Consider the following 23988-nt stretch of genomic DNA (forward strand, 5'->3'; position numbering starts at 1 on the left):
CTATGGATGTTTCTTTGATTGTTCCAATTGCAATGGAAGAAAAACTTCGTTTCGCTATTCGTGAAGGTGGTCGTACTGTTGGTGCAGGTATCGTTTCTAAGATCATTGAGTAAATAATGGTTACTGAAAATTCGTCTTTTTTATTAAAGGCGTTTTGTGTAACAGGGAAATAAAGAGCATGAACAGTCAAAATATCCGCATTCGTTTGAAAGCATTTGATCATCGTATCCTTGATGCGTCGACTCGTGAGATTGTGTCGACCGCTAAGCGTACTGGTGCTAATGTCCGTGGTCCCATTCCGCTTCCAACGCGGATTGAAAAATTTACGGTTAATCGTGGTCCGCACATCGATAAGAAGAGTCGTGAGCAGTTTGAAATGCGTACACATAAGCGTCTTCTTGATATTGTTGATCCAACACCGCAAACAGTTGATGCGCTTATGAAGCTCGATCTTTCTGCTGGTGTAGATGTTGAGATTAAGCTCTGAGGTTTGAGGATAGAAGGAACAGATCCTATGCGTTCAGGTGTAATAGCACAGAAACTGGGCATGACCCGTATTTATAATGATGCTGGTGAGCATGTACCAGTCACAGTACTTCGTTTGGAAAATTGTCAAGTTATTGCTCAACGGACAATTGAAAAAAATGGTTATACTGCTGTTCAATTAGGTGTGGGCTTTGTTAAGGTTAAGAATACTTCGAAAGCTCTTCGTGGACACTTTGCTAAAGCTTCAGTTGAGCCAAAAGCTAAGATAGTAGAATTTCGTGTTAGTCCCGATAATCTTCTTGATGTTGGTACTGAAATTACAGTAGAACATTTTATTCCAGGACAGAAGGTTGATGTGACAGGTACGAGTATTGGTAAAGGTTTTGCTGGTGTTATGAAGCGGCATAATTTTGGTGGGCATCGTGCTTCACATGGTAATTCAATCACGCATCGTGCTCATGGTTCGACAGGTCAATGTCAAGATCCAGGTAAAGTGTTTAAAGGTAAAAAGATGGCTGGCCATATGGGGCAGGTGCGTGTAACGACGCAAAATATTGAAGTTGTTTCTACGGATGTTGAGCGTGGCTTAATTTTAGTGCGTGGTTCTGTTTCTGGTGCTAAAGGAGCTTGGATTTTGGTACGAGATGCTGTAAAAAAGCGTCTTCCTGATAATGTGCCAAAACCTGCTGGCATTCGTCATCTTATGAAGGAAAAAATGGAGATGGTTGCTCCAGTGAAGGAAAACTCTGAATCTGAAGGAGCCGAATGATGGATCTTATAGTTAAAAATTTTGATGGTAATGAATTTGGCAAAATAGAAGTTTCTGAAGGTATTTTTGGTCTTATTCCGCGTGAGGATATTTTGCAGCGTGTTGTTCGTTGGCAGCTTTCTCATCGCCAACAAGGAACGCATCAATCTCAGGGTCGATCTGATGTGTCTCGAACAGGAGCGAAGATGTTTAAGCAAAAAGGGACTGGGCGTGCTCGGCACTCATCTGCTCGTGCGCCACAGTTTAGAGGTGGTGGTAAGGCGCATGGTCCAGTGGTACGTAGTCATGCGCATTCTCTCCCTAAAAAAGTTCGTGCACTTGGATTGTGTTTTGCTTTGTCGGCAAAATTAAAGGCGGATAATTTGATTGTAGTTGATGAACTGAGTATTAAGAATCCTAAAACTAAAGCGCTTGTTTCTAATTTTTCTAAGCTTGGATTTAATAATGCTTTGATAATTGGTGGTAGGGAAATTGATATTAATTTTTCTCGTGCGGCATCTAATATTCCTAATATTGATGTTTTGCCGATTCAAGGAATTAATGTTTATGATATTTTGCGTCGCAGAAAGCTTGTTTTGTCAAAAGCGGCTGTCGAGGTTCTTGAGGAGCGTTTTAAATGACAGATCTTCGCTATTATGATGTAATTGTTAGTCCAATTATTACTGAAAAGTCGACTATGATTTCTGAATATAATCAGGTTGCTTTTAATGTTGCACTAAAAGCAACAAAGTCTGAAATTAAGGCTGCTGTTGAAGCGCTTTTTAGCGTTAAGGTTAAGGCAGTTAACACGATTATCCGTAAGGGTAAAGTGAAACGTTTCAAAGGTGTTATTGGTCAACAGAGTAATGTTAAGAAAGCGATCGTGACATTGGCTCATGGTCAGTCTATTGATGTGTCGACAGGTCTTTAAGAAGCTCGGAGATAAAAATAATGGCACTTAAGCACTTTAATCCGACTAGCTCAGGGCGACGTCAGCTTGTTATTGTGGATCGTTCTTGTCTTTACAAGGGAAAGTCTGTAAAAGCACTGACTGAGGGTTTGTCATCGAAGGGTGGGCGTAACAATCGTGGTCGAGTTACTGCTCGCTTTCAAGGTGGTGGTCATAAGCGTAGTTATCGGTTTGTTGATTTTAAACGTCTCAAGCGTGATATTCCTGCAAAAGTTGAGCGTTTAGAATATGATCCGAATCGTACTGCTTTTATTGCGTTAATTCGTTATGAGGATGGGCAATTAAATTATATTCTTGCACCGCAGCGTCTTGATGTTGGTGATTCTGTTATTGCTGGTTTGAATGTTGATGTTAAATCAGGTAATGCGATGCCACTTGCTAATATGCCAGTAGGTACGATTATTCATAATGTTGAAATGAAACCGGGAAAAGGTGGTCAAATTGCACGCTCGGCAGGAACTTATGCACAGTTAGTTGGGCGAGATCAAGGAATGGCTATTCTTCGTCTTAATTCTGGTGAGCAACGTTTAGTACCTAGTAATTGTTTTGCGACTATTGGTGCAGTTTCAAATCCTGATCACGGGAATATTAATGATGGTAAGGCGGGTCGATCGCGTTGGCGTGGTAAGCGTCCACATGTTCGTGGTGTTGCTATGAATCCCGTTGATCATCCACATGGTGGTGGTGAGGGTCGTACGTCAGGGGGGCGTCATCCAGTGTCTCCTTGGGGTAAGCCTACAAAAGGTAAGCGTACGCGCTCTAATAAAGCCACTGATAAGTTTATTATGCGTACGCGTCATCAGCGCAAGAAGTAAGAGAGGTAGTCTGAAGTGGTTCGTTCAGTTTGGAAAGGTCCGTTTGTTGACGGCTATCTTCTTGGGAAGGCAGAGAAGGTACGTGCAAGTGGGCGCAATGAAGTTATTAAAATATGGAGTCGTCGCTCTACTATTTTACCACAGTTTGTTGGTTTAACTTTTGGTGTTTACAATGGAAATAAGCATATTCCTGTTTCTGTTTCTGAAGAGATGGTTGGGCATAAATTTGGTGAGTTCGCTCCCACCAGAACCTATTATGGGCATGGTGCAGATAAAAAAGCGAAGAGGAAATAGGAATGGGAAAAGCTAAGGTTCTGCGCCAGCTTAAGGATAATGAGGCGAAGGCTGTCGCTCGGACAATTCGTGTTAGTCCGCAAAAACTTAATTTGCTTGCTGCGATGATTCGTGGTAAAAAAGTTAATGTGGCGTTGGCTGATTTAACGTTTTCACGTAAGCGTATTGCTGGAACGGTTAAGAAAACTCTTGAATCAGCAATCGCGAATGCAGAAAATAATCATGATCTTGATATTGATTCGTTAATTGTTGCAGAAGCTTATGTTGGTAAGTCGATAGTGATGAAGCGTTTTCATGTTCGTGGTCGTGGTCGTACTAGTCGAATTGAACGTCCGTTTTCACATCTTACTGTTATTGTTCGTGAAGTTACCGAAAAAGTGGAGGCCGCATAATGGGTCAGAAGATTAATCCAATAGGGCTTCGTCTCGGAGTTAATCGAACTTGGGATTCGCGTTGGTATGCCGATAGTGGTGAGTATGGACATCTTCTTCATGAGGATTTGAAAATTCGTTTGTATGTTCTCGAGGAGTTGAAGCAGGCGGCTATTTCTAAAGTTGTTATTGAGCGTCCTCATAAGAAGTGTCGTGTAACAATTCATTCAGCACGTCCTGGTCTTATTATCGGTAAAAAAGGTGTTGATATTGAAAAGCTTCGTCGTAAGCTTTCAGAAATGACGAATGCTGAGACTTCATTGAATATTGTGGAAATTCGTAAACCAGAAGTTGATGCAACAATTATTGCACAGTCAATTGCTCAGCAACTTGAGCGTCGTGTTGCTTTTCGGCGTGCGATGAAGCGTGCAGTTCAGTCGGCTATGCGTCTTGGAGCAGAAGGTATTCGTATCAATTGTTCTGGTCGTCTTGGTGGTGCTGAAATTGCTCGTATGGAATGGTATCGTGAAGGTCGTGTTCCGCTTCACACTTTGCGTGCTGATGTTGATTATGGTACAGCAGAAGCTAAGACCGCTTATGGTATTTGTGGTATTAAGGTTTGGGTCTTTAAGGGTGAGATTCTTGAGCATGATCCGATGGCTTCGGAGCGTCGTGCTATGGAAACTGATCACTCTGGTTCTTCGTCGAATCGTCGCCGCGAGAATGCTTAATTTTTGTGGTTGAATTAAAATTTGGAGTAGAGAGCAATGTTGCAGCCAAAGCGCACAAAGTTCCGTAAGCAATTTAAAGGTCGTATTCGTGGTGCTTCGAAAGGTGGTACGGATTTGAATTTCGGTGCTTATGGTTTAAAAGCTGTTGAGCCAGAGCGTATTACTGCTCGTCAAATTGAAGCAGCGCGTCGTGCAATTACACGTTATATGAGGCGTTCTGGTCGTGTTTGGATTCGTATTTTTCCAGATCTTCCGGTTACATCTAAACCGACTGAAGTTCGTATGGGTAAGGGTAAGGGAAGTGTTGATTATTGGGCAGCTCGTGTTGCTCCTGGGCGTGTTATGTTTGAACTTGATGGGGTTCCTGAAGATGTGGCACGTGAAGCATTGAGGTTAGGTGCTGCGAAGTTGCCTATTAAGACGCGATTCATTCAGCGTATTGCTGAGTAAGAGGTTAAGCGATGAGAGCTACAGAATTACGGGCACAAACGCTCGATCAAATGAGAGATGAGTTGGCAAAATTGAAGAAAGAACAGTTTAATTTACGTTTTCAAAAGGCGACAGGTCAATTAGAAAAGACAGCGCGTGTTAAGCAAGTTCGTCGTGATATTGCGCGTATTAAAACTTTTCTTCATCAGAAAATAAACGAAAATAAGGCTTAAGGAAGTAAAAGATGCCTAAACGCATTTTGCAGGGTGTTGTCGTTAGCGACAGAAACGATAAGACTGTGGTTGTGAAGGTGGAGCGTTATTATTCTCATCCACTTCTTAAAAAGACCGTTCGGCAGTCTAAAAAATATAAGGCGCATGACGAAAATAATCAGTTCAAAATTGGTGATCAGATTTCTATTCAAGAATCTAGACCAATTTCGAAAGATAAGTGCTGGATTGTTGTTTAAAGACAGTTTAGTGTAATTAGTTAGGTTTATTGTTTCAAAATTTAACAGTGTTTTTTTGTTGAGTTTGGGAGCAGTGACTTTGTCATTGTTTGGTGGGCGAGTCCGAATGTCCAAAGGGCGTAATCGGGCATAAATATTAAGAGAAGGTGGCCAATCATGATTCAGATGCAAACAAACCTCGACGTGGCAGATAATTCTGGTGCTCGTCGTGTCATGTGCATCAAAGTGTTAGGTGGTTCAAAGCGGAAATATGCTTCGGTCGGTGACATTATTGTTGTTTCGGTTAAGGATGCTATTCCTCGTGGCCGTGTTAAAAAGGGTGATGTGATGAAGGCTGTAGTAGTTCGTGCTGCTAAAGATATTCGCCGCGCGGATGGTAGTGTAATTCGTTTTGATAGTAATGCTGCTGTTTTGGTAGATAATAAGAAAGAGCCGATAGGTACGCGTATCTTTGGTCCTGTTCCCCGTGAGCTTCGTGGTAAGAATCATATGAAGATCATTTCGCTCGCTCCTGAAGTGTTATAAGGAGTGGTGTTATGCAGAAGATTCGAAAAGGTGATAAAGTTGTCGTTTTATCTGGTAAAGATAAAGGGATTAGTGGTGAAGTAATGAAGGTAAATCCAAAGGAGAATAATGCTTTTGTTCGTGGGGTTAATATGATTAAGCGTCATCAGCGCCAAACGCAAAAGCAAGAGGCTGGGATTATTTCTAAAGAAGCTCCAATTCATTTATCTAATTTGGCGATTGCTGATCCTAAAGATGGTAAGCCTACGCGTGTAGGTTTTCGTATGAATGCAGATGGTAATAAGGTTCGTTTTGCCAAGCGTTCGGGAGAGTTGATTAATGGCTGAAGAAAAACAAAAGCCGCGCATGAAGACGCATTATTTTGAGGTGGTTCGTAAGACACTTCAGGATAAATTCAATTATAAAAATGAGATGCAGATTCCGCGGATTGATAAAATTGTGATTAATATGGGGGTTGGTGAAGCAACTGCTGATTCCAAGAAACCATCTATTGCAGCTGAAGATTTGGCTTTGATAACAGGTCAGAAAGCTGTTGTTACCCGTGCGCGTAATTCTATCGCTACTTTTAAGGTTCGTGAAGGTATGCCGCTTGGAGCCAAAGTTACGTTGCGTAAAGATCGTATGTTTGAGTTTTTGGATCGTCTTGTTACGATTGCACTTCCACGGGTTCGTGATTTTCGTAGTCTGAATCCAAAAAGTTTTGATGGTCGTGGCAATTTTGCTATGGGGATCAAAGAGCACATTGTGTTTCCAGAAATTAACTATGATAAAGTTGATCAAATTTGGGGCATGGATATTATCGTTTGTACGACAGCAAGGACGGATGATGAGGCGCGTGAATTATTGCGTGCTTTTAATTTTCCGTTTCGTTCGTAACGGCAAACGTAGCGAGGTAATGTTATGGCTAAAGTGAGTGCCGTTGAAAAAAATAAGCATCGTGAGGTGATGGTGAAGCGTTTTGCAGCACGTCGTGCACGTTTAAAAGCGATAACTATGGATCAGAAGATCCCTCTTGAAGAGCGTTTTAAAGCTTCTATCCAATTGGCAGAATTGCCACGTAATTCTGCAAGGGTTCGTGTTCGTAATCGTTGTGAAGTTTCGGGACGTCCGCGAGCTTATTATCGTAAGTTAAAGATGTCGCGTATTGCATTGCGAGAGCTTGGTTCTTTGGGTTATATCCCTGGTATTGTTAAGTCTAGTTGGTAAGAGGAGATTATTCAATGTCTATGTCGGATCCTCTTGGTGATATGTTAACACGTATTCGTAATGCACTTTGTCGTAAAAAAGGAAAAGTTTTTACACCTACTTCGAAGCTTCGTGCGCGTGTTCTTGATGTTCTTCAGTCAGAAGGTTATATCCGCGGATATAATCAGATTGATTTAGGTGGTGGAAAATCTGAAATCGAAATTGAATTGAAGTATTTTGAAGGGTTAGCTGCTATTCGTGAAATTTCACGCGTTTCTAAACCTGGTCGTCGTGTGTATGTTTCTGCTAATTCTATTCCTCAGGTAGCAAATGGTCTTGGTATTTCAATTTTATCAACTCCTAAAGGAGTAATGGCAGATCATGAGGCGCGTAAACAAAATGTTGGTGGAGAGCTTCTTTGTCGTGTTTTCTGAGTGATTATAAGAAAACAGAAGAAAGATAGGTGAAGAAAATGTCTCGTATTGGAAAAAAGCCCATTTCAATTCCTTCTGGCGTTACTGCTACTGTTGAAGGTCAGCTGGTTAAGGCAAAAGGTCCCAAAGGTGAGCTAAGTTACGTTGTGAATGATGAGGTTTTAGTCAAATTTGAAGAAAATGTTATATCAGTTGCGCCACGTGATCAATCGAAAGATGCTCGCTCTAAATGGGGAATGTCGCGCTCAATGATTGAAAATATTTTTTGTGGTGTAAAGGATGGCTTTGAAAAAAAGCTTGAGATTAGTGGTGTTGGTTATCGTGCTGCTTTGCAGGGGCGGGATGTTCAGCTGTCGTTAGGTTTTTCACACGATGTTATTTATAAAGTGCCATTGGGTGTTACTGTAGCAGTTCCTAAGCCAACAGAAATTATTATTTCTGGAATTGATAAGCAGCAAGTTGGACAAGTTGCGGCAGAAATTCGTGAATATCGTAGACCTGAGCCTTATAAAGGTAAAGGTGTTAAGCATGCAGATGAACGTATTTTCCGTAAAGAAGGTAAAAAGAAGTAAGGATCTTGCATCATGGTTTCGTCTAAGGACATTATTCAACGTCGTGCACGGCGTGTTCGTCGTCGAATTAAAATAGTTTCTAATGATCGTCCACGGCTCAGCGTTTATCGCTCAAATCAGAATATTTATGCTCAAATTATTGATGACTCGCGTGGACATACGCTTGTTTCCGCATCTACTCTTGAAGGTGATTTGAAGAAGTCTTTAAAAACTGGTTCTGATAAAGAGGCAGCTTTTGCTGTTGGAAAGTTAATTGCTGAGCGTGCGAAAAAGGTTGGTGTTGATAAAGTGGTTTTTGATCGTGGTGCGTATGTTTATCATGGTAGAGTGAAAGCATTGGCTGAGGCTGCTCGTGAAAGTGGTTTGAGCTTTTAAAGTGTTTTATTTGAAGATTTTTATAAAGAAATTTTAGGGTGTTTCGTATAAGTTTCTTCAGTTTTATGTTGAAACTTTATTAGCGTGCTTCCGGAAAAGAAAAAGGAATGAGGAATGGCACAGAAAGAACGTAGTGAGCGAGAAGAGCGTGATGGTGAGTTTGTTGATAGGCTTGTTCACATTAATCGTGTTGCTAAAGTTGTTAAGGGTGGTCGACGTTTTGGTTTTGCTGCTCTTGTTGTTGTTGGGGATCAGAAGGGACGTGTTGGTTTTGGTCATGGTAAAGCGAGAGAAGTGCCAGAGGCAGTTCGGAAGGCTACAGAGTCTGCTAAGCGTGCGATGATTTATGTTCCACTTCGGTCTGGGCGTACCTTGCATCATGATCTTGAGGGACGTCATGGGGCTGGTCGTGTTTTGCTCCGTTCGGCTTCTGCTGGTACTGGTATTATTGCTGGAGGTCCAATGCGTGCTATTTTTGAAACTCTTGGTATGCAAGATGTTGTTGCAAAGTCGCTTGGGTCATCAAACCCTTATAACATGGTGCGCGCAACTTTTGATGCGTTAAAACATCAGATGCACCCTAAAGATATTGCTGCCCAACGTGGTATCAAATATTCGATTTTGCAGGCGCGTCGTCAAGGTTTTGTTGATGCGGAAGGATAATTTCTGAGGTTATCAGAAAAGGAATTAGGAAATGGTTCAGAAAAAATCTCAGAACGGTAAAACTGTGACGGTAGAGCAGATTGGGAGTCCAATTCGGAATCCGCAGTTTCAGCGTGCAACGTTGAAGGGGCTTGGGTTGAATAAAATGCGGCGGCGGCGTGTTTTAAATGATACACTTTGTGTGCGAGGTATGATTGCTAAGGTTCGGCATCTCGTTCGAGTTATAGATGAAGATTAAAGGTCGCGGGAGTATAGAATATGAAACTCAATGAACTGCGTGATTGTAAAGGTGCGACAAAGAGTTGTAAACGTGTAGGGCGTGGTACTGGTTCTGGTATTGGTAAAACTGGTGGTCGCGGTGTTAAAGGGCAAAGATCTCGTTCTGGTGTTTCGCTGAATGGTTTTGAAGGCGGGCAGATGCCTATTTATCGTCGTTTGCCAAAGCGTGGATTTAGAAATTTTTTTGCTAAGAATTATAATGAAGTTTCTCTGGGACGTGTCCAATTGGCAGTTGATTCAGGAAGATTGAATATTGAGAAACCAGTTGATGCTGTTACATTGAAAGAAGCAGGAATTATTCGTCGTGTAAAAGATGGGGTTCGTCTTCTTTCTGATGGTGAGTTGAAGGCTAAGATTACGTTTAATGTTTCTGGTGCTTCTGAGGCTGCTCGTATCAAGATTGAAAAAGTTGGTGGTCAGGTTATTTTTCCTGCAGTTGTTCGATAAATTTGTTTTGATATGAATAGTGATTAAGGAAAGGGGTGTAAGCATCTCTTTATAGGGTGTTTTTTAAAAAAGTATTTCAGTTTTATATTCATTTATGTGTAACAATATGAGTTTTAGAGTTGCGCTTTTGTGATTTAAAGACTGGAGTGTGGATTGGAGACGTTTTATGGCATCAGCGGCAGAGCAATTTGCTTCCAATATAAACTTTGGTACTTTTTCGCGTGCAACAGAACTGAAAAAGCGCATCTGGTTTACCTTAGCTGCGCTTCTTGTGTATCGTTTTGGTACTTATATTTCTCTTCCTGGTATTAATATTGATGCTTTACGGCAAACATTTGAACATCATGCATCAGGTGTGTTGGGATTATTTAATATGTTTGCTGGGGGCGCTGTTGGACGCATGGCAATTTTTGCGCTGGGGATTATGCCTTATATATCAGCGTCAATTATTGTGCAATTGTTAACTTCAGTTGTTCCTTCATTAGAATCTCTTAAAAAAGAGGGAGAGTTAGGGCGCAAGGTTATTAATCAGTATACCCGTTATGTGACCGTAATATTAGCAATTTTGCAGGCTTTTGGTATTGCTGTTGCACTTGAAACTGGTATAGGAACAGGGCTTCAGATTGTCTTAGAGCCAGGTCTTATGTTCCGTATTTCTTCTGTCATTACGCTTGTTGGCGGAACGATGTTTTTAATGTGGCTTGGTGAGCAGATCACGTCACGTGGTATTGGGAATGGAGTTTCCCTTATTATTTTTACAGGAATTGTAGCTAATTTTCCCTCTACTTTCGCTCAGCTTTTAACTGCTCATAGTCAGGCTGATCTATCAACTTTTTTACTAATAGGAATTGTTTTTATTGCTGTTTTTGTTATCGGAATTATTGTTTTTGTAGAACGTGCGCAACGGCGAATCCTTATTCAGTATCCGAAGCGTCAGGTTGGTAATCAAATGTTTCAAGGCGATATGTCGCATCTTCCTTTAAAATTGAATACTGCTGGTGTTATTCCACCAATTTTTGCTTCATCTTTGTTGTTGTTGCCTGCAACTGTTAATAATTTTTCTGATAATATGCCACATTGGGTTCAAGCAATTTCTTATTCTCTTGCTCATGGGCAGCCACTTTATATGATTGTTTATGCTGGTTTAATGGCGTTTTTTTGCTTTTTTTATACAGCTATTGTATTTAATCCGAGCGATACAGCAGATCAATTAAAAAAGCATTCTGGTTTTATTCTAGGGATTCGTCCTGGGGAGCGTACAGCTGAATATATTGATTATGTTTTGACGCGTATTACTGTTGTGGGTGCGATTTATATTATTTTGGTTTGTTTATTACCTGAGTTTATGATATCTGCATTAGGAGTTCCTTTTTATCTTGGGGGGACGTCTTTGCTAATTGTTGTTACTGTTACACTTGACACAGTCGCTCAAATTCAGGGGCATCTTGTTGCGCATCAATATGAAGGGTTGATTAAAAAGTCAAAGCTTCGTGGGGGTAAAAGGAATCGATGAAAATTATTCTTTTAGGTCCTCCTGGAGCTGGAAAAGGTACACAGGCTAAAATGTTGGCTGAGGAATATAATATTCCTCAATTATCAACAGGTGATATGCTGCGTGAGGCTATTATTAGAGAAACAGAAGTTGGCAAAAAAGCTAAAACTATTGTGGATTCTGGTGTTTTAGTGCCCGATAGTATCGTTAATCAAATTGTATCGGATCGTATTGAAAAAAGTGATTGTGCGAGTGGTTTTGTATTGGATGGATACCCGCGCACTGTTGCGCAGGCGGAGGCTTTACAACAGATATTGCAGTCAAAAAATATGCAACTCGATGCTGTTATCGAGTTGACTGTTGATGAAGGTGCGTTGATTGAGCGAATGAAAAAACGTGCTCAGGAAACAGTAGCTGCTGGTAAAAAGGTTCGTTCAGATGATACTCCTGCTATTTTTGCAAAGCGATTAGTGGAATATCATGAAAAAACTGCTCCCTTATCAAAATTTTATTTAGAGAGGGGATTATTAAAAATGGTTGATGGAATGGTTAGTGTTACAGAGGTATCGCGCATGATTAAAAATTTTTTTTAATAAGGAAATTTTTCTAGAAATAAATGAAAAGAGTTGACTTTTATGGTGAAATCTATCAAAAGCGAACTTAGTTTATTTCAGTGAAATGATGGGCTTTAGAGCATTCTTATGCTAAGTCTTTATTTTCTGTAAGATACATCAAATATTTTATGGTTGACTGTCAACATCATCAAGGAGAATAGGCGTGGCTCGTATTGCTGGCGTCAATATCCCGACAAACAAGCGTGTAGTTATTGCGCTTCAGTATATTTACGGGATTGGACAAAAATTTGCTCAAGAAATTACCAAAAAAGTTGGCATTCCTGCAGAGCGTCGTGTGCATGAGCTTTCGGATGCAGAAGTGTTACAGATTCGTGAAGCGATAGATCAGGGCTATCAAGTTGAAGGGGATCTTCGGCGTGAGGTTGCAATGAATGTTAAGCGTTTAATGGATCTTGGTTGTTATCGTGGGTTGCGGCATCGCCGCTCTTTACCTGTTCGTGGGCAGCGTACACATACAAATGCGCGTACACGTAAAGGTCCTGCTAAGGCAATCGCTGGTAAGAAGAAGTGATGATGTCTTTATAAAGAGAGTTTTGTTTTTTAGATGTTTTATTTCTTGTTGAGGTTTTTTACAAGGACAAAAAGGGTGGAGCTGCTGGTATTACGGCGGTGAAGAGATCGTTGGAAGGAAAATTATGGCAAAGGAAGCCACACGTGTTCGTCGTCGCGAACGTAAAAATATTTCATCGGGTGTTGTGCATATTAATTCAACATTTAACAATACGATGATTACCATTACTGATGCTCAGGGAAATACAATTGCGTGGTCTTCTGCTGGTGCTCAGGGGTTTAAAGGTTCACGTAAATCTACACCTTTTGCAGCTCAAGTTGCAGCAGAGGATTGTGCTAAAAAAGCACAAGAACATGGTATGCGCTCATTAGAGGTTGAGGTTTGTGGTCCTGGGGCAGGTCGCGAATCAGCTTTGCGTGCATTGCAGTCTGTTGGTTTTACAATTGTTTCCATTCGCGATGTAACACCGATCCCTCATAATGGGTGTCGTCCGAGGAAAAGGCGGCGTGTTTAATTGGGTATTGTTTTTCGTTGTCAGAGTCTTCTCTGATGTTCACATTGTCCGTTACGATTGAATGGTAGCGGAACTAAAAGAACGGGAATAAAAGTATGATCCAGAAAAACTGGCAGGAATTGATAAAACCCAATAAAGTTGAGTTTTATGCACATGATAATCCAAATGTTTCTAGTGTGGTTGCGGAGCCTCTTGAGCGGGGTTTTGGTTTAACGTTAGGGAATGCGCTCCGTCGTGTCTTGTTGTCATCGCTTCGTGGCGCTGCAATTACCGCTGTACAAATTGATGGTGTATTGCATGAATTTTCATCAATTTCGGGTGTTCGTGAGGATGTTACAGATATTATTTTGAATATTAAAGAGATCGCTATTCGTATGGAAGAAGAGGGTCCTAAGCGTATTGTACTTTGTAAAGAAGGTCCTGGTATTGTTAAAGCTGGAGATATCAAGACTGTTGGAGATATGGAAATTCTAAATCCTGAGCATGTTATTTGTACTCTTGATGAAGGTGCTGAGATTCGTATGGAGTTTATTGTCAATTCAGGAAAAGGTTATGTCCCATCTGACCGTAACTGTGTTGATGATGCACCAATAGGTCTTATTCCAGTTGATAGTCTTTATTCACCAATTCGTAAAGTATCTTATAAAGTAGAAAATACGCGTGAAGGTCAAGTTCTGGATTACGATAAATTGACGCTAACTATTGAAACGAATGGTGCAGTTAATGGAGAGGATGCGGTTGCTTTTGCTGCACGGATTCTTCAGGATCAATTGTCACTGTTTGTCAATTTTGAAGAGCCACAGAAAGAGATTGTTGAAGAGTCCGCTTCTGAGCTTGCTTTTAATCCTGCACTTCTTAAGAAAGTGGATGAGTTAGAACTTTCAGTTCGTTCGGCAAATTGTCTTAAAAATGATAATATTGTCTATATTGGTGATCTTATTCAAAAAACAGAATCTGAAATGCTTCGGACACCGAATTTTGGACGAAAGTCATTAAATGAGATTAAGGAAGTTTTGGCTTGCATGGGGCTTCATCTCGGTATGGAAGTTCCTACATGGCCACCTGAAAACATTGATGATCTCGCTAAACGTTATGAAGATCAGTATTGAAATTTGAGATTTAAGGAGAGAGCTCATGCGTCATAGTAGGTCAGGTCGTAAGTTGAACCGGACTGCCAGTCACCGTAAAGCGATGTTTGCAAATATGGCAATTTCGCTGATCGAGCATGAGCAGGTCGTGACAACGCTTCCAAAAGCGAAAGAAATTCGCCCTATTGTTGAAAAATTAATTACGCTTGGTAAGCGTGGGGACTTACATGCACGTCGGCAAGCAATTTCAGCTATTCGTGATGTTGGGAAAGTTGCAAAATTATTTGATACACTTGCGCCGCGTTATGCGTCACGTAATGGTGGGTATTTGCGCATTATGAAAGCAGGTTTTCGTACTGGTGATAATGCTCCTATGGCTGTTATAGAATTTGTGGATCGTGATGTTGATGCGAAGGGTGCTGTAGATCGCGCGCACATGGAAAGTATGGAAAAAGAGAAAAAAGTTTCTTCATAAAGCCGTTTTCTTTTTGCTAGATTTTAAAAAGCCGTCTTTTCAAGGCGGTTTTTTATTAGCATTCTAGAGTGATGTTTTATCCATGAAGTGAATGCAAAAATAAGATTATGTAATATTGTATTATTTTGTTTTTATAATATTTGTTATTCAGGTGAGTTTTTGTTATTTTGAATTATAAATATCAATAATAATCTTTAGCTTATGGGGAAGAGAAGAGTTTATTGTCTTGTTGAAGGATAGGTTATTTAGTAGGAGCGAATAATGAGGCGTTCTCTTTTTTTGTGTGTTTTTTTAGCTATTGTGGTGCAGGCATTATTCCATTGTGCGTATGCTCAAATTCCGCAAACAAAATCAGAAATTACTCTTTCATTTGCTCCTTTAGTTAAAAAGACTATTCCTTCTGTTGTAAATATTTATGCGGCTCGGAAAATTAGAGCACGCTCTCCTTTTGAAGGTGATCCGTTTTTTGAGCAATTTTTTGGTCGTTTCCAAAATAATCGTCCCTTACGTACGCAATCATCGTTAGGTTCTGGAGTGATTGTTGATGCACGTGGTTTGGTTGTTACCAATTATCATGTTATTAAAGATGCGAGCGAAATTAAGGTTGCTCTTTCTGATGGACGGGAGTTTGCCAGTAAGATCATGCTAAAAGATGAGGCAACTGATATTGCGGTGCTTGAAATTGATACGCAAGGTGCTCAATTCCCTGTTCTTTCTTTGGGCGATTCTGATGCAGTTGAGGTAGGCGACCTTGTTCTTGCAATTGGGAATCCTTTTGGTGTTGGTCAAACAGTTACAAGTGGTATTGTTTCAGCACAAGCGCGTACGCGTGTTGGTATTTCTGATTTTGATTTTTTTATTCAAACAGATGCTGCCATTAACCCAGGGAATTCTGGGGGCGCTTTAATTGATATGAAAGGACAACTCATCGGGATTAATACAGCTATTTATTCGCGTTCTGGTGGTTCTGTCGGAATTGGTTTTGCTATTCCAGCAAATCTTGTGAAGGTAATGCTTGATACTGTTCGACGTGGAGAGAAATATTTTATACCACCTTATATTGGTGCATCTTTTCAAAATATTACACCTGATATTGCGGCTGCTTTAAGTTTAGAACGTCCTTATGGCGTTCTTGTTGTTGAGGTTATTAAAGATAGTCCTGCTGCAAAAGCTGGTTTGAAAATAGGTGATATTATTTTGAGTGTACAAGGGATGCGAGTTGATAGTTCTGATGGTCTTGGATATCGTTTAATGATAGCTGGTATTGGGCACAGTTTTGTTTTAGAATATTTGCGAAATGGGAAAAGGTTTAAAACAAACATAACTGTTTCACCAATATCAGAATCTGCACTTTCAAAGTCTGAAAAAATTATGAATGAAGGTCCACTTCTAGGTGCTGAAGTATTGGATTTAACATCGCAAAATAGTTGGCGTTTTCATCTTCCTAGAACTGCAAAAGGTGTTGTGATTACTAATCTTGATGAAATGAGCAACGCTTCAGAAATTTTTCGCTCTGGAGATATTTTGCGTGTTGTGAATGGTCATAAAATTCATACAGTCAGTCAGCTAAAAAAGATTCTTATGCAAGCTCGTCCACGTGTTTGGCAATTAGAATATGAACGTGACGGTATGTATATTCGCCAATTTGTTCGCTGAGGTTTTTTTTTGAGTAAAGATTTTTTTACTTCGTCTTTTGATTTTCAAGTTGATAAAAATCGACCACTTGCAGAAAGGATGCGTCCTCGCTCTCTTAATGATGTAACGGGACAAAATCATCTGGTTGGAGAAAATGGCTTACTTTCGCGTATGGTGGCATCTGGTTCGTTTGGTTCGATGATTTTTTGGGGACCTCCAGGGACAGGAAAAACAACGATTGCACGCTTGTTAGCACTTGAAACAAATCTCGCTTTTGAGCAAGTTTCTGCTATTTTTACTGGAGTTTCTGAGCTTAAGAAGATTTTTGAAGTCGCTCAGAGTCGCTTTATGTCTGGGTGTAAAACGCTTTTGTTTGTCGATGAAATTCATCGGTTTAATCGTGCTCAGCAGGATAGTTTTCTTCCCGTTATGGAAGATGGGACTGTGATTCTCATAGGTGCAACAACTGAAAATCCATCATTTGAACTTAATGCTGCCCTTCTTTCTCGTGCACGTGTTTTGACCTTTTTTCCTCATGATAACGAAAGTTTAAATGTGCTTTTGAAACGTGCCGAGGAAGTGGAAGGGAAGAGACTTCCCTTGGATGGTGATGCTAGAGATGTTGTGATAACGATGTCTGATGGTGATGCGCGGGCAGCGTTAACATTGGCAGAAGAAATTTGGTGTGCTGCACAACCAGGAGAGATTTTCGATTCTGTGGCTTTACAAGAAATTATTCAACGTCGCGCTCCAATTTATGATAAAGGACGAGATGGTCATTATAATCTCATTTCAGCGTTGCATAAATCAGTTCGTGGGTCTGACCCTGATGCTTCCCTTTATTATTTGGCTCGTATGTTTGATGCGGGTGAAGATCCTTTGTATATTGGACGAAGATTAATTCGTATGGCTGTCGAAGATGTTGGTTTGGCGGATCCGCAAGCTCTTGTCATTTGTAATGCAGCGAAGGACGCTTATGATTATTTAGGATCTCCTGAGGGAGAATTGGCTTTGGCGCAAGCATGTCTTTATATTGCGACTGCACCAAAATCAAATGCAACATATCTTGCTTATAAGGCGGCGATGAATTGCGCGCGCAAACATGGTTCTTTGCCTCCTCCTAGACATATTCTTAATGCGCCTACAAAATTTATGGAAAAGGAAGGATATGGGCGTGGTTATCGCTATGACCATGATGAACCAGATGCTTTTTCAGGACAAGAATATTTCCCTGAAAAACTTGGGCGCCAAATTTATTATCAGCCGCAAAAACGTGGTTTTGAGCGTGAAATTATTAAACGTCTTGAATGGTGGAAAAAATTGCGACAAGAACGCGGCAATTAAAGGTAAAATTTAATTGAGATGGAACTTTTTTTATTGTTCTCGAACTCGTTTTATTCCAATTTATACCTCTTATTTCAGTTTAGATTCATGCTTTAAACGTTTATTATTTTCTATAGAGTAAAATATTTCCCTTTTTGTATAATCAGAAGATTCATATACCCTTACGCCTTAAAATGAAGTTTTAAGGAATGTTTATGCAGTTGTAATTGTAGACTGCCCTGTAATTTAAAAGTTTGCTTTGAATATCAGTATTTTATAGCTTTGATTGGTGATAATATCAATAATGAGATGATTATTAAGGGGACTGATCTTTAAATTTCTTACAAAGAAATGTTAAAGAGATGTGTATAAAGTGTTGTGGGGAAATTTAAATTGTTTCTTTTGGGGAAGAGAGCTATAAATGTGCCAAGCTTCTCTCTTTTTTATGCGTTAATGAGATGTTGTGGACACAATATGGTAATAAAAATGGAAATAGTTTGTGAAAATCTAAACTCAAGGCTTTAGTTAAGTTAAAAGAACAGTATACATTGAATACTGGAGTGTTATGACTTGGTAAGGATATAATCGTGGATAAAACAAAAGCTCTAGATGCTGCTCTATCACAAATTGAACGTTCTTTTGGTAAAGGCTCGATTATGCGTCTTGGGCAAAAAGAGCAAGTTGTTGAAATTGAAACAGTTCCAACTGGTTCATTATCTCTGGATATTGCTTTGGGTGTAGGTGGATTACCAAAAGGACGCATTGTTGAGATTTATGGACCAGAAAGCTCTGGGAAGACTACACTGGCTCTTCATGCTATTGCTGAAGCACAGAAAACTGGTGGGGTTTGCGCTTTTATAGATGCGGAGCATGCCCTTGATCCTATTTATGCACGTAAGCTTGGTGTTGATTTAGAAAATTTGTTTATTTCTCAGCCAGATACTGGCGAACAAGCATTAGAAATTACTGAGACACTTGTTCGATCTGGTGCAGTTGATGTGCTCGTTGTTGATTCAGTGGCAGCTTTGACACCGCGTGCAGAAATTGATGGTGAAATGGGTGATGCTTTACCTGGATTACAAGCTCGATTAATGAGCAAAGCTTTACGAAAACTCACAGCATCAATTTTTCGTTCTAACTGCATGGTTATTTTTATTAATCAAATTCGTATGAAAATTGGAGTAATGTTTGGTTCTCCTGAAACAACAACAGGTGGAAATGCTCTAAAATTTTATGCTTCTGTTCGTTTGGATATTCGCCGCATTGGGGCAATTAAAGATCGGGATATGGTTGTTGGCAATCAGACGCGCGTTAAAGTGGTCAAGAATAAATTGGCGCCTCCATTTAAACAGGTTGAGTTTGATATTATTTACGGTGAGGGCATTTCCAAATTAGGTGAATTGATTGATTTGGGAGTTAAAGTTGGCATTGTAGAAAAGTCTGGCTCGTGGTTTTCTTACAACTCTCAACGTTTAGGGCAGGGGCGTGAAAATGTGAAGCAGTTTTTACGTGAACATACAGAAATAGCTACGGAAATCGAAAAGGCTTTGCGTCAAAATGCTGGTTTGATTGCGATTGAATTGTTAGAAAATGCAGGATCAGAGAATATAGAAAGCGATGAATCGATTTGATGGAGTGTTTGTTTAAGTACAATAACGTCATTTAATGCGTTATTTAAAATTTTTACATATAAGATCGCTTACTTTTCAATTTTTTTAAAAAAATATTTCTATTTTTGATTAAATCGATTCTACGAGTGAAAAAGAAGGTATTTAATAACAGGGTAGTATTTTTCTTTTATTCTGTATTCTGCAGGTGTCAATATGAATAGCGTTAATAGCATTCGGTCAACTTTTCTGGATTATTTTCATCTTAATGGACATAAAGTTCTTTCTTCCAGTCCACTTGTTCCGCGCAATGATCCTACACTTATGTTTACAAATGCAGGAATGGTGCAGTTTAAAAGTGTTTTCACTGGACTTGAACAGCCTTCTTATAAACAGGCTACGACAGCACAAAAATGTGTTCGTGCGGGTGGAAAGCATAATGATCTTGATAATGTTGGTTATACAGCGCGTCATCATACTTTTTTTGAAATGCTGGGTAATTTTTCTTTTGGAGATTATTTTAAAGAAGAAGCAATTTTTTTGGCATGGCATCTTTTAACAAAGGAATTTTGCCTCCCAAAAGAGAGGTTATTAGTGACCGTTTATCATAGTGATGATGTTGCTGCTGAATTGTGGCGTAAAATTTCAGGTCTTCCAGATGAAAAGATTGTTCGGATTGCGACAGCTGATAATTTTTGGGCGATGGGGGATATAGGTCCTTGTGGTCCTTGTTCAGAAATTTTTTATGACCATGGTGATGAAATTTGGGGAGGTCCTCCTGGAAGCGCTGATGAAGATGGTGATCGCTTTATTGAGATTTGGAATCTTGTCTTTATGCAGTATGAGCAGGTGAGTAAGGAAGAGCGTGTTGAATTGCCTCGTCCTTCTATAGATACGGGCATGGGATTAGAACGTATTGCTGCTGTTTTACAGGGTGTTCATGATAACTATGATATTGATCTTTTTCGTGCATTAATTGGTGCGTCACAAGAGTTAACAGGGGTTGAGGCAGTTGGTGATTTTGTTGCAAGCCACCGTGTGATTGCTGATCATCTTCGTTCATCTGCATTTTTAATTGCGGATGGTGTTCTTCCTTCCAATGAAGGTAGAGGATACGTTTTACGTCGTATTATGCGTCGTGCTATGCGTCATGCTCATCTTCTTGGTGCTAAGGAACCATTGATGTGGCGTCTTTTGCCTGCTTTAATTTGCGAAATGGGACAAGCTTATCCTGAGTTAGTGCGTGCTGAATCTTTGATTTCAGAAATTTTGAAATTAGAAGAAATACGTTTTCGTAAAACTCTTGAACGAGGACTTGGTTTGTTGAACGAGGCGAGTATCAATTTGATAGAAGGGGATCACTTTAACGGTGAAATTGCTTTCAAGCTTTATGATACATATGGTTTTCCACTTGATTTGACGCAAGACGTTCTTCGACGTCGAGGAATATCTGTTGATGTTGATGCTTTTGATAAAGCGATGGAGCGTCAAAAAGAAGAAGCGCGCGCTAATTGGTCTGGTTCTGGTGAATCTGTAACAGAAACGATTTGGTTTTCTGTTCGCGATCAAGTAGGGACTACAGAATTTTTAGGTTACGAAACAGAGAAAGCCGAAGGCATTATTACAGCTCTTGTATGTGATGGTAAAATTGTTGATCATATTTTTTCAGGGCAAAAAGCTGCTCTTGTTGTGAATCAAACTCCTTTTTATGGCGAATCTGGTGGGCAAATTGGTGATAGCGGGATCATTGCTGGTGAATGTTTTATTTTTGAGGTACATGATACTCAAAGAAAAGGTGATGGTGTTTTTGTTCATATTGGAGAAGTTAAATCTGGTCAGGCAAAGACGTCTGATTGTGTAGAATTAACTGTTGATATTGTTCGTCGTAAAAAAATCCGTGCGAATCATTCTGCTACCCATTTATTGCACGAAGCTTTACGTCAAATATTAGGACCTCATGTTACACAGAAGGGTTCTCTTGTATTGCCAGATCGGCTGCGTTTTGATTTTTCCCATCCAAAATCAGTTTCTTCAGAAGAGTTGAAAAAAATAGAGAATTTAGCAAATGATATTGTTTTACAAAATAGTAAAGTAACAACACGTCTCATGGCAGTAGATGACGCAATTTCTGAAGGAGCGATGGCGTTATTTGGTGAAAAATATGGTGATGAAGTTCGCGTTGTTTCTATGGGGAAGCAGTTTGGACAAGAGGAATTTAAAAAATGTTGGTCAGTTGAGCTTTGTGGAGGCACGCATGTGGAGAGGACAGGGGATATTGGTTTGATTCATATTGTTTCTGAAAGTTCTGTTGCTGCTGGAGTTCGCCGTATTGAAGCTTTAACTGGTACAGCTGCACGTCTCTATCTTAATCTCCAAGAAGAAAGAATCCGTGAAGTTGCGGATATTTTAAAAACTTCTTTTGTTGATGTGGAGGAACGTGTTCAAACTTTGCTTGATGATCGCCGTAAACTTGAAAAAGAGTTGAATGATGCACGAAAGAAAATTGTGCTGAATGCTGAAACTATAAAAAATGATCAAAAAGATATTACTATCGTCAATGGTATTTCTTTTATGGGGCGTGTTGTTAAAAATATTTCACCACGGGATCTTAAGGCGTTAGTGGATTCTGGAAAAAAGCAAATTGGGTCTGGAGTAATCGCTTTTATTGGTGTGTCAGAAGATAACAAGGGAAGTGCTGTTGTTGGCGTTACTGATGATTTAACTGATAGGTTAAATGCTGTTGATTTGGTTCATATTGTTGCAGATGTTCTTGGTGGTCAAGGTGGTGGTGGTCGTCCTGATATGGCGCAGGCTGGTGGTTCTAAAGGAGAAAAAGCTGGTGAGGCTCTTGCAGCGTTAAAAGCTTCTCTTGAAAGATAGTTTTGGACTTATCAGCGACTTTTTTTTCAGAAAAAGAGATGGTGTTTTTGTAGTTATTTAAATTTCTATGACGCAATGGCTTCACGCAATTGCATTACATTTTCGTTCATTGGCTGATCAATTGTTAAACCACCAGCTTTTAATAATTTGTAGAAGCGACCACCTTTATCGATTAATTCTTGGAAACTGCCTTTTTCAATTAAGTGTCCATGATCTAAAAATAACACAAGATCAGCGTGGCGAATTGTAGAAAGACGATGCGCTATAATTAAAGTGGTGCGATTTTGGCTTATACAATCAAGGGCGTCTTTAACTCTGGCTTCTGTTTCAATATCAAGAGCACTGGTTGCTTCATCCAGAATGAGAATAGGGGCATCTTTCAAAACTGCACGTGCAATCGCTAACCGTTGTCTTTCTCCACCTGACAATTGAGAGCCTCGTTCACCAACTAATGTATCGTAATGATCAGTTTTTTTCAGAATAAAATCATGGGCAGCTGCTATTTTTGCAGCCTCATGAAGTTCCTCATCCGTTGCGGTAGCTTTCCCTATCGCAATATTGTCGCGAATGCTACGATCAAAAAGACCAGCGTCTTGAAATACTGTTGCTAAAGATTTACGTAAAGATTCACGATTAACGGAACGTATATTTATTCCGTCAATAGAGATATGTCCAAATGTTGGGTCGTACACGCGCTGCAGTAAATTGATTAATGTTGTTTTTCCAGCGCCTGTTGGTCCGACGATAGCAACAGTTTGTCCTGTTTTCACTTCAAAGGAAATGTCAAAAATACCTTGAGAAGAATTTGGAAATTTATAAGTAACATGATGAAATTGTATTGCGCCCCTAATATTGGGGAGGCAGGGTAAATTTTCAGGTTTATTGATATGAAAAGTTGAGTCTTCCATTTCAAAAAACTCTTGTAATTTTGCTTGTGAGGATACTGCTACGTTGATGAAATTGCTAATTTGATCTAGACGACTAATCATTAATTGCGCAAAGCCGACAAAAGCGACAACTTCTCCTACACGTAATTGATCTTTTGTTACAAAAAAAGCTCCAAGGAGAAGAATACACACTATTGAAATGGTTGAGGCCATTCGGTTTAATCCACTTGCAAGAGCCCACCAATTTAAAACAGGGTTTTGTGCTTTAAGAAGATTGTTTGTATGCTTATGCAGTGCTAAAGTTTCCTCCTTTACTCGATTGTAGCTTTGTACAATAGAAACATTGGAGATTGAATCACTGATATGCTTAAAAAGGTTATGATGATAGCATTCTACAGCGGCTTGTCCGTCTTTTGTTTTTCGCATCACTAAACGTGCAATCAATATATAGATAATGGCAAGGACAACCAAGACTACTGAAAGGCGCCAATTCATGTTAAAGGCGATAGGTATAAGAACGAATAGTGCAACAAAAGTTGAGAGATGTTGACGCATAAAATCAAGCCATATGGCTGACATAGAATCTATAGCGCGCAATAGTATATGGAGGGCATTAGAAGTTCCGCGCTGTTGATGCCACATCAGTGGCATAGCGATAATACGTTCAAAAGATTCAGTTAAAACAGTTAAACGACGTCTATGTGCCAAACGATCGGCGCTGCGAGCAACAAGAACATAAGCAACAATATTAAAAATACCAAAACATACCCAAGCTGTGAGGGTAAAAATAATATCTGATTTATTTGTAATAGCATCAATGACACGCCCAAACAAAATAGGCTCTGCAATGGTAATAACAGCTAAGATAACATTAGCAATACAGATTAAAAGAGATGTATTTTTTTCTTTGTTTAAATAAGTAAGGACACGAGCATAAGTTTTGAATAAGGACACAGATGGTATCTCCAATAGCTATTGTAAGCATAAAGATTTGCAAGCCATCCTTTGAGCTAATAAAATTTTAACTGTAAGAAAATGCAATTTTTGATACGAACTGTAATGTGGTGTGATAAATCCAATTTTATCAGATGTTGATTATACTGTGTTTATAACATCGGATCACAAAAATAAGTCAATAAAATTATATG

General features: G+C 39.7%; 33 protein-coding genes. 32 read left to right on the forward strand and 1 reads right to left on the reverse strand.

Going from position 1 to position 23988, the window contains the following annotated elements:
- The 32 genes from ACMFKV_RS05580 to alaS form a co-directional block, all read left to right on the forward strand.
- Positions 1 to 113 (forward strand): EF-Tu C-terminal domain-related protein (locus ACMFKV_RS05580; RefSeq protein WP_017196482.1); only part of this gene is annotated, 113 nt, incomplete at its 5' end.
- Between the two features lie 65 nt (positions 114 to 178).
- Positions 179 to 487 carry a 30S ribosomal protein S10 gene (gene rpsJ, locus ACMFKV_RS05585; protein WP_004855744.1) on the forward strand — a complete coding sequence of 103 codons (309 nt, stop codon included), beginning with the start codon at positions 179 to 181 and terminating at the stop codon, positions 485 to 487.
- Positions 488 to 514: 27 nt separating this feature from the next.
- The gene (gene rplC / locus ACMFKV_RS05590) at positions 515 to 1255 is read left to right on the forward strand and encodes a 50S ribosomal protein L3 (protein WP_336288574.1); all 741 of its coding nucleotides are present in this window, start codon (positions 515 to 517) and stop codon (positions 1253 to 1255) included.
- Complete coding sequence (gene rplD, locus ACMFKV_RS05595; protein WP_413154720.1) at positions 1255 to 1875, forward strand: 50S ribosomal protein L4; 621 nt, start codon at positions 1255 to 1257, stop codon at positions 1873 to 1875. The genes rplC and rplD overlap by 1 nt, the downstream gene beginning before the upstream one ends.
- Positions 1872 to 2165: a 50S ribosomal protein L23 gene (locus ACMFKV_RS05600; RefSeq protein WP_336288575.1), complete on the forward strand. Its 294-nt coding sequence runs from the start codon at positions 1872 to 1874 to the stop codon at positions 2163 to 2165. The genes rplD and ACMFKV_RS05600 overlap by 4 nt, the downstream gene beginning before the upstream one ends.
- Before the next feature lie 20 nt (positions 2166 to 2185).
- On the forward strand, positions 2186 to 3019 hold the full coding sequence (gene rplB, locus ACMFKV_RS05605) for a 50S ribosomal protein L2 (protein WP_336288576.1): 834 nt from the start codon (positions 2186 to 2188) through the stop codon (positions 3017 to 3019).
- Between the two features lie 15 nt (positions 3020 to 3034).
- Positions 3035 to 3313: a 30S ribosomal protein S19 gene (gene rpsS / locus ACMFKV_RS05610; RefSeq protein ID WP_004855734.1), complete on the forward strand. Its 279-nt coding sequence runs from the start codon at positions 3035 to 3037 to the stop codon at positions 3311 to 3313.
- A 2-nt stretch (positions 3314 to 3315) separates the two neighbouring features.
- Positions 3316 to 3705, forward strand: a complete 390-nt coding sequence (gene rplV / locus ACMFKV_RS05615) for a 50S ribosomal protein L22 (protein WP_336288577.1) — start codon at positions 3316 to 3318, stop codon at positions 3703 to 3705.
- The gene (rpsC, locus tag ACMFKV_RS05620) at positions 3705 to 4415 is read left to right on the forward strand and encodes a 30S ribosomal protein S3 (protein ID WP_336288578.1); all 711 of its coding nucleotides are present in this window, start codon (positions 3705 to 3707) and stop codon (positions 4413 to 4415) included. Before rplV ends, rpsC begins: the two co-directional genes overlap by 1 nt.
- 36 nt (positions 4416 to 4451) lie before the next feature.
- On the forward strand, positions 4452 to 4865 hold the full coding sequence (gene rplP / locus ACMFKV_RS05625; protein ID WP_332060950.1) for a 50S ribosomal protein L16: 414 nt from the start codon (positions 4452 to 4454) through the stop codon (positions 4863 to 4865).
- Positions 4866 to 4876: 11 nt separating this feature from the next.
- On the forward strand, positions 4877 to 5077 hold the full coding sequence (rpmC, locus tag ACMFKV_RS05630; RefSeq protein WP_336288579.1) for a 50S ribosomal protein L29: 201 nt from the start codon (positions 4877 to 4879) through the stop codon (positions 5075 to 5077).
- 11 nt (positions 5078 to 5088) lie between these two features.
- On the forward strand, positions 5089 to 5313 hold the full coding sequence (gene rpsQ / locus ACMFKV_RS05635; protein WP_336288580.1) for a 30S ribosomal protein S17: 225 nt from the start codon (positions 5089 to 5091) through the stop codon (positions 5311 to 5313).
- 156 nt (positions 5314 to 5469) lie between these two features.
- On the forward strand, positions 5470 to 5838 hold the full coding sequence (gene rplN, locus ACMFKV_RS05640) for a 50S ribosomal protein L14 (RefSeq protein WP_332060953.1): 369 nt from the start codon (positions 5470 to 5472) through the stop codon (positions 5836 to 5838).
- A gap of 11 nt (positions 5839 to 5849) precedes the next feature.
- A complete protein-coding gene (rplX, locus tag ACMFKV_RS05645; RefSeq protein WP_336288581.1) occupies positions 5850 to 6164 on the forward strand; it encodes a 50S ribosomal protein L24 in 315 nt (104 codons plus the stop codon).
- A complete protein-coding gene (gene rplE, locus ACMFKV_RS05650; protein WP_332060955.1) occupies positions 6157 to 6714 on the forward strand; it encodes a 50S ribosomal protein L5 in 558 nt (185 codons plus the stop codon). The genes rplX and rplE overlap by 8 nt, the downstream gene beginning before the upstream one ends.
- Before the next feature lie 24 nt (positions 6715 to 6738).
- Positions 6739 to 7044: a 30S ribosomal protein S14 gene (gene rpsN / locus ACMFKV_RS05655; protein ID WP_336288583.1), complete on the forward strand. Its 306-nt coding sequence runs from the start codon at positions 6739 to 6741 to the stop codon at positions 7042 to 7044.
- A gap of 14 nt (positions 7045 to 7058) precedes the next feature.
- A complete protein-coding gene (gene rpsH / locus ACMFKV_RS05660; RefSeq protein ID WP_413154709.1) occupies positions 7059 to 7457 on the forward strand; it encodes a 30S ribosomal protein S8 in 399 nt (132 codons plus the stop codon).
- A 38-nt stretch (positions 7458 to 7495) separates the two neighbouring features.
- Positions 7496 to 8029 carry a 50S ribosomal protein L6 gene (gene rplF, locus ACMFKV_RS05665; protein ID WP_336288585.1) on the forward strand — a complete coding sequence of 178 codons (534 nt, stop codon included), beginning with the start codon at positions 7496 to 7498 and terminating at the stop codon, positions 8027 to 8029.
- Positions 8030 to 8041: 12 nt separating this feature from the next.
- Positions 8042 to 8404: a 50S ribosomal protein L18 gene (gene rplR / locus ACMFKV_RS05670; protein ID WP_336288586.1), complete on the forward strand. Its 363-nt coding sequence runs from the start codon at positions 8042 to 8044 to the stop codon at positions 8402 to 8404.
- Between the two features lie 114 nt (positions 8405 to 8518).
- The gene (gene rpsE, locus ACMFKV_RS05675) at positions 8519 to 9067 is read left to right on the forward strand and encodes a 30S ribosomal protein S5 (RefSeq protein WP_336288587.1); all 549 of its coding nucleotides are present in this window, start codon (positions 8519 to 8521) and stop codon (positions 9065 to 9067) included.
- 31 nt (positions 9068 to 9098) lie between these two features.
- Positions 9099 to 9305, forward strand: a complete 207-nt coding sequence (gene rpmD, locus ACMFKV_RS05680; RefSeq protein WP_336288588.1) for a 50S ribosomal protein L30 — start codon at positions 9099 to 9101, stop codon at positions 9303 to 9305.
- 20 nt (positions 9306 to 9325) lie between these two features.
- Entirely contained in the window at positions 9326 to 9793 is a 468-nt protein-coding gene (rplO, locus tag ACMFKV_RS05685) for a 50S ribosomal protein L15 (protein WP_336288589.1), read from the forward strand.
- A 166-nt stretch (positions 9794 to 9959) separates the two neighbouring features.
- Positions 9960 to 11306 carry a preprotein translocase subunit SecY gene (gene secY, locus ACMFKV_RS05690; protein ID WP_413154710.1) on the forward strand — a complete coding sequence of 449 codons (1347 nt, stop codon included), beginning with the start codon at positions 9960 to 9962 and terminating at the stop codon, positions 11304 to 11306.
- Positions 11303 to 11878, forward strand: a complete 576-nt coding sequence (locus ACMFKV_RS05695; RefSeq protein ID WP_336288591.1) for an adenylate kinase — start codon at positions 11303 to 11305, stop codon at positions 11876 to 11878. Before secY ends, ACMFKV_RS05695 begins: the two co-directional genes overlap by 4 nt.
- A gap of 184 nt (positions 11879 to 12062) precedes the next feature.
- On the forward strand, positions 12063 to 12431 hold the full coding sequence (gene rpsM, locus ACMFKV_RS05700; RefSeq protein WP_336288592.1) for a 30S ribosomal protein S13: 369 nt from the start codon (positions 12063 to 12065) through the stop codon (positions 12429 to 12431).
- 124 nt (positions 12432 to 12555) lie between these two features.
- Positions 12556 to 12945: a 30S ribosomal protein S11 gene (gene rpsK, locus ACMFKV_RS05705; protein ID WP_332060966.1), complete on the forward strand. Its 390-nt coding sequence runs from the start codon at positions 12556 to 12558 to the stop codon at positions 12943 to 12945.
- A 95-nt stretch (positions 12946 to 13040) separates the two neighbouring features.
- Positions 13041 to 14054: a DNA-directed RNA polymerase subunit alpha gene (locus tag ACMFKV_RS05710; RefSeq protein WP_336288593.1), complete on the forward strand. Its 1014-nt coding sequence runs from the start codon at positions 13041 to 13043 to the stop codon at positions 14052 to 14054.
- Positions 14055 to 14079: 25 nt separating this feature from the next.
- Positions 14080 to 14508: a 50S ribosomal protein L17 gene (rplQ, locus tag ACMFKV_RS05715; RefSeq protein ID WP_336288594.1), complete on the forward strand. Its 429-nt coding sequence runs from the start codon at positions 14080 to 14082 to the stop codon at positions 14506 to 14508.
- Between the two features lie 261 nt (positions 14509 to 14769).
- A complete protein-coding gene (locus ACMFKV_RS05720) occupies positions 14770 to 16164 on the forward strand; it encodes a DegQ family serine endoprotease (RefSeq protein WP_413154711.1) in 1395 nt (464 codons plus the stop codon).
- Between the two features lie 9 nt (positions 16165 to 16173).
- Entirely contained in the window at positions 16174 to 17487 is a 1314-nt protein-coding gene (locus ACMFKV_RS05725) for a replication-associated recombination protein A (RefSeq protein WP_413154712.1), read from the forward strand.
- Positions 17488 to 18053: 566 nt separating this feature from the next.
- Positions 18054 to 19097, forward strand: a complete 1044-nt coding sequence (gene recA, locus ACMFKV_RS05730; protein ID WP_336288597.1) for a recombinase RecA — start codon at positions 18054 to 18056, stop codon at positions 19095 to 19097.
- Between the two features lie 192 nt (positions 19098 to 19289).
- Entirely contained in the window at positions 19290 to 21953 is a 2664-nt protein-coding gene (gene alaS / locus ACMFKV_RS05735; protein ID WP_413154713.1) for an alanine--tRNA ligase, read from the forward strand.
- Positions 21954 to 22018: 65 nt separating this feature from the next.
- On the opposite strand, the gene ACMFKV_RS05740 is transcribed toward alaS, so the two are convergent.
- A complete protein-coding gene (locus tag ACMFKV_RS05740; protein WP_413154714.1) occupies positions 22019 to 23794 on the reverse strand; it encodes a glucan ABC transporter ATP-binding protein/ permease in 1776 nt (591 codons plus the stop codon).
- Positions 23795 to 23988: the final 194 nt, after the last annotated feature.

This window comes from Bartonella propinqua, from assembly GCF_047263965.1.
In the GTDB taxonomy this organism is placed as follows: Bacteria; Pseudomonadota; Alphaproteobacteria; order Rhizobiales; family Rhizobiaceae; genus Bartonella.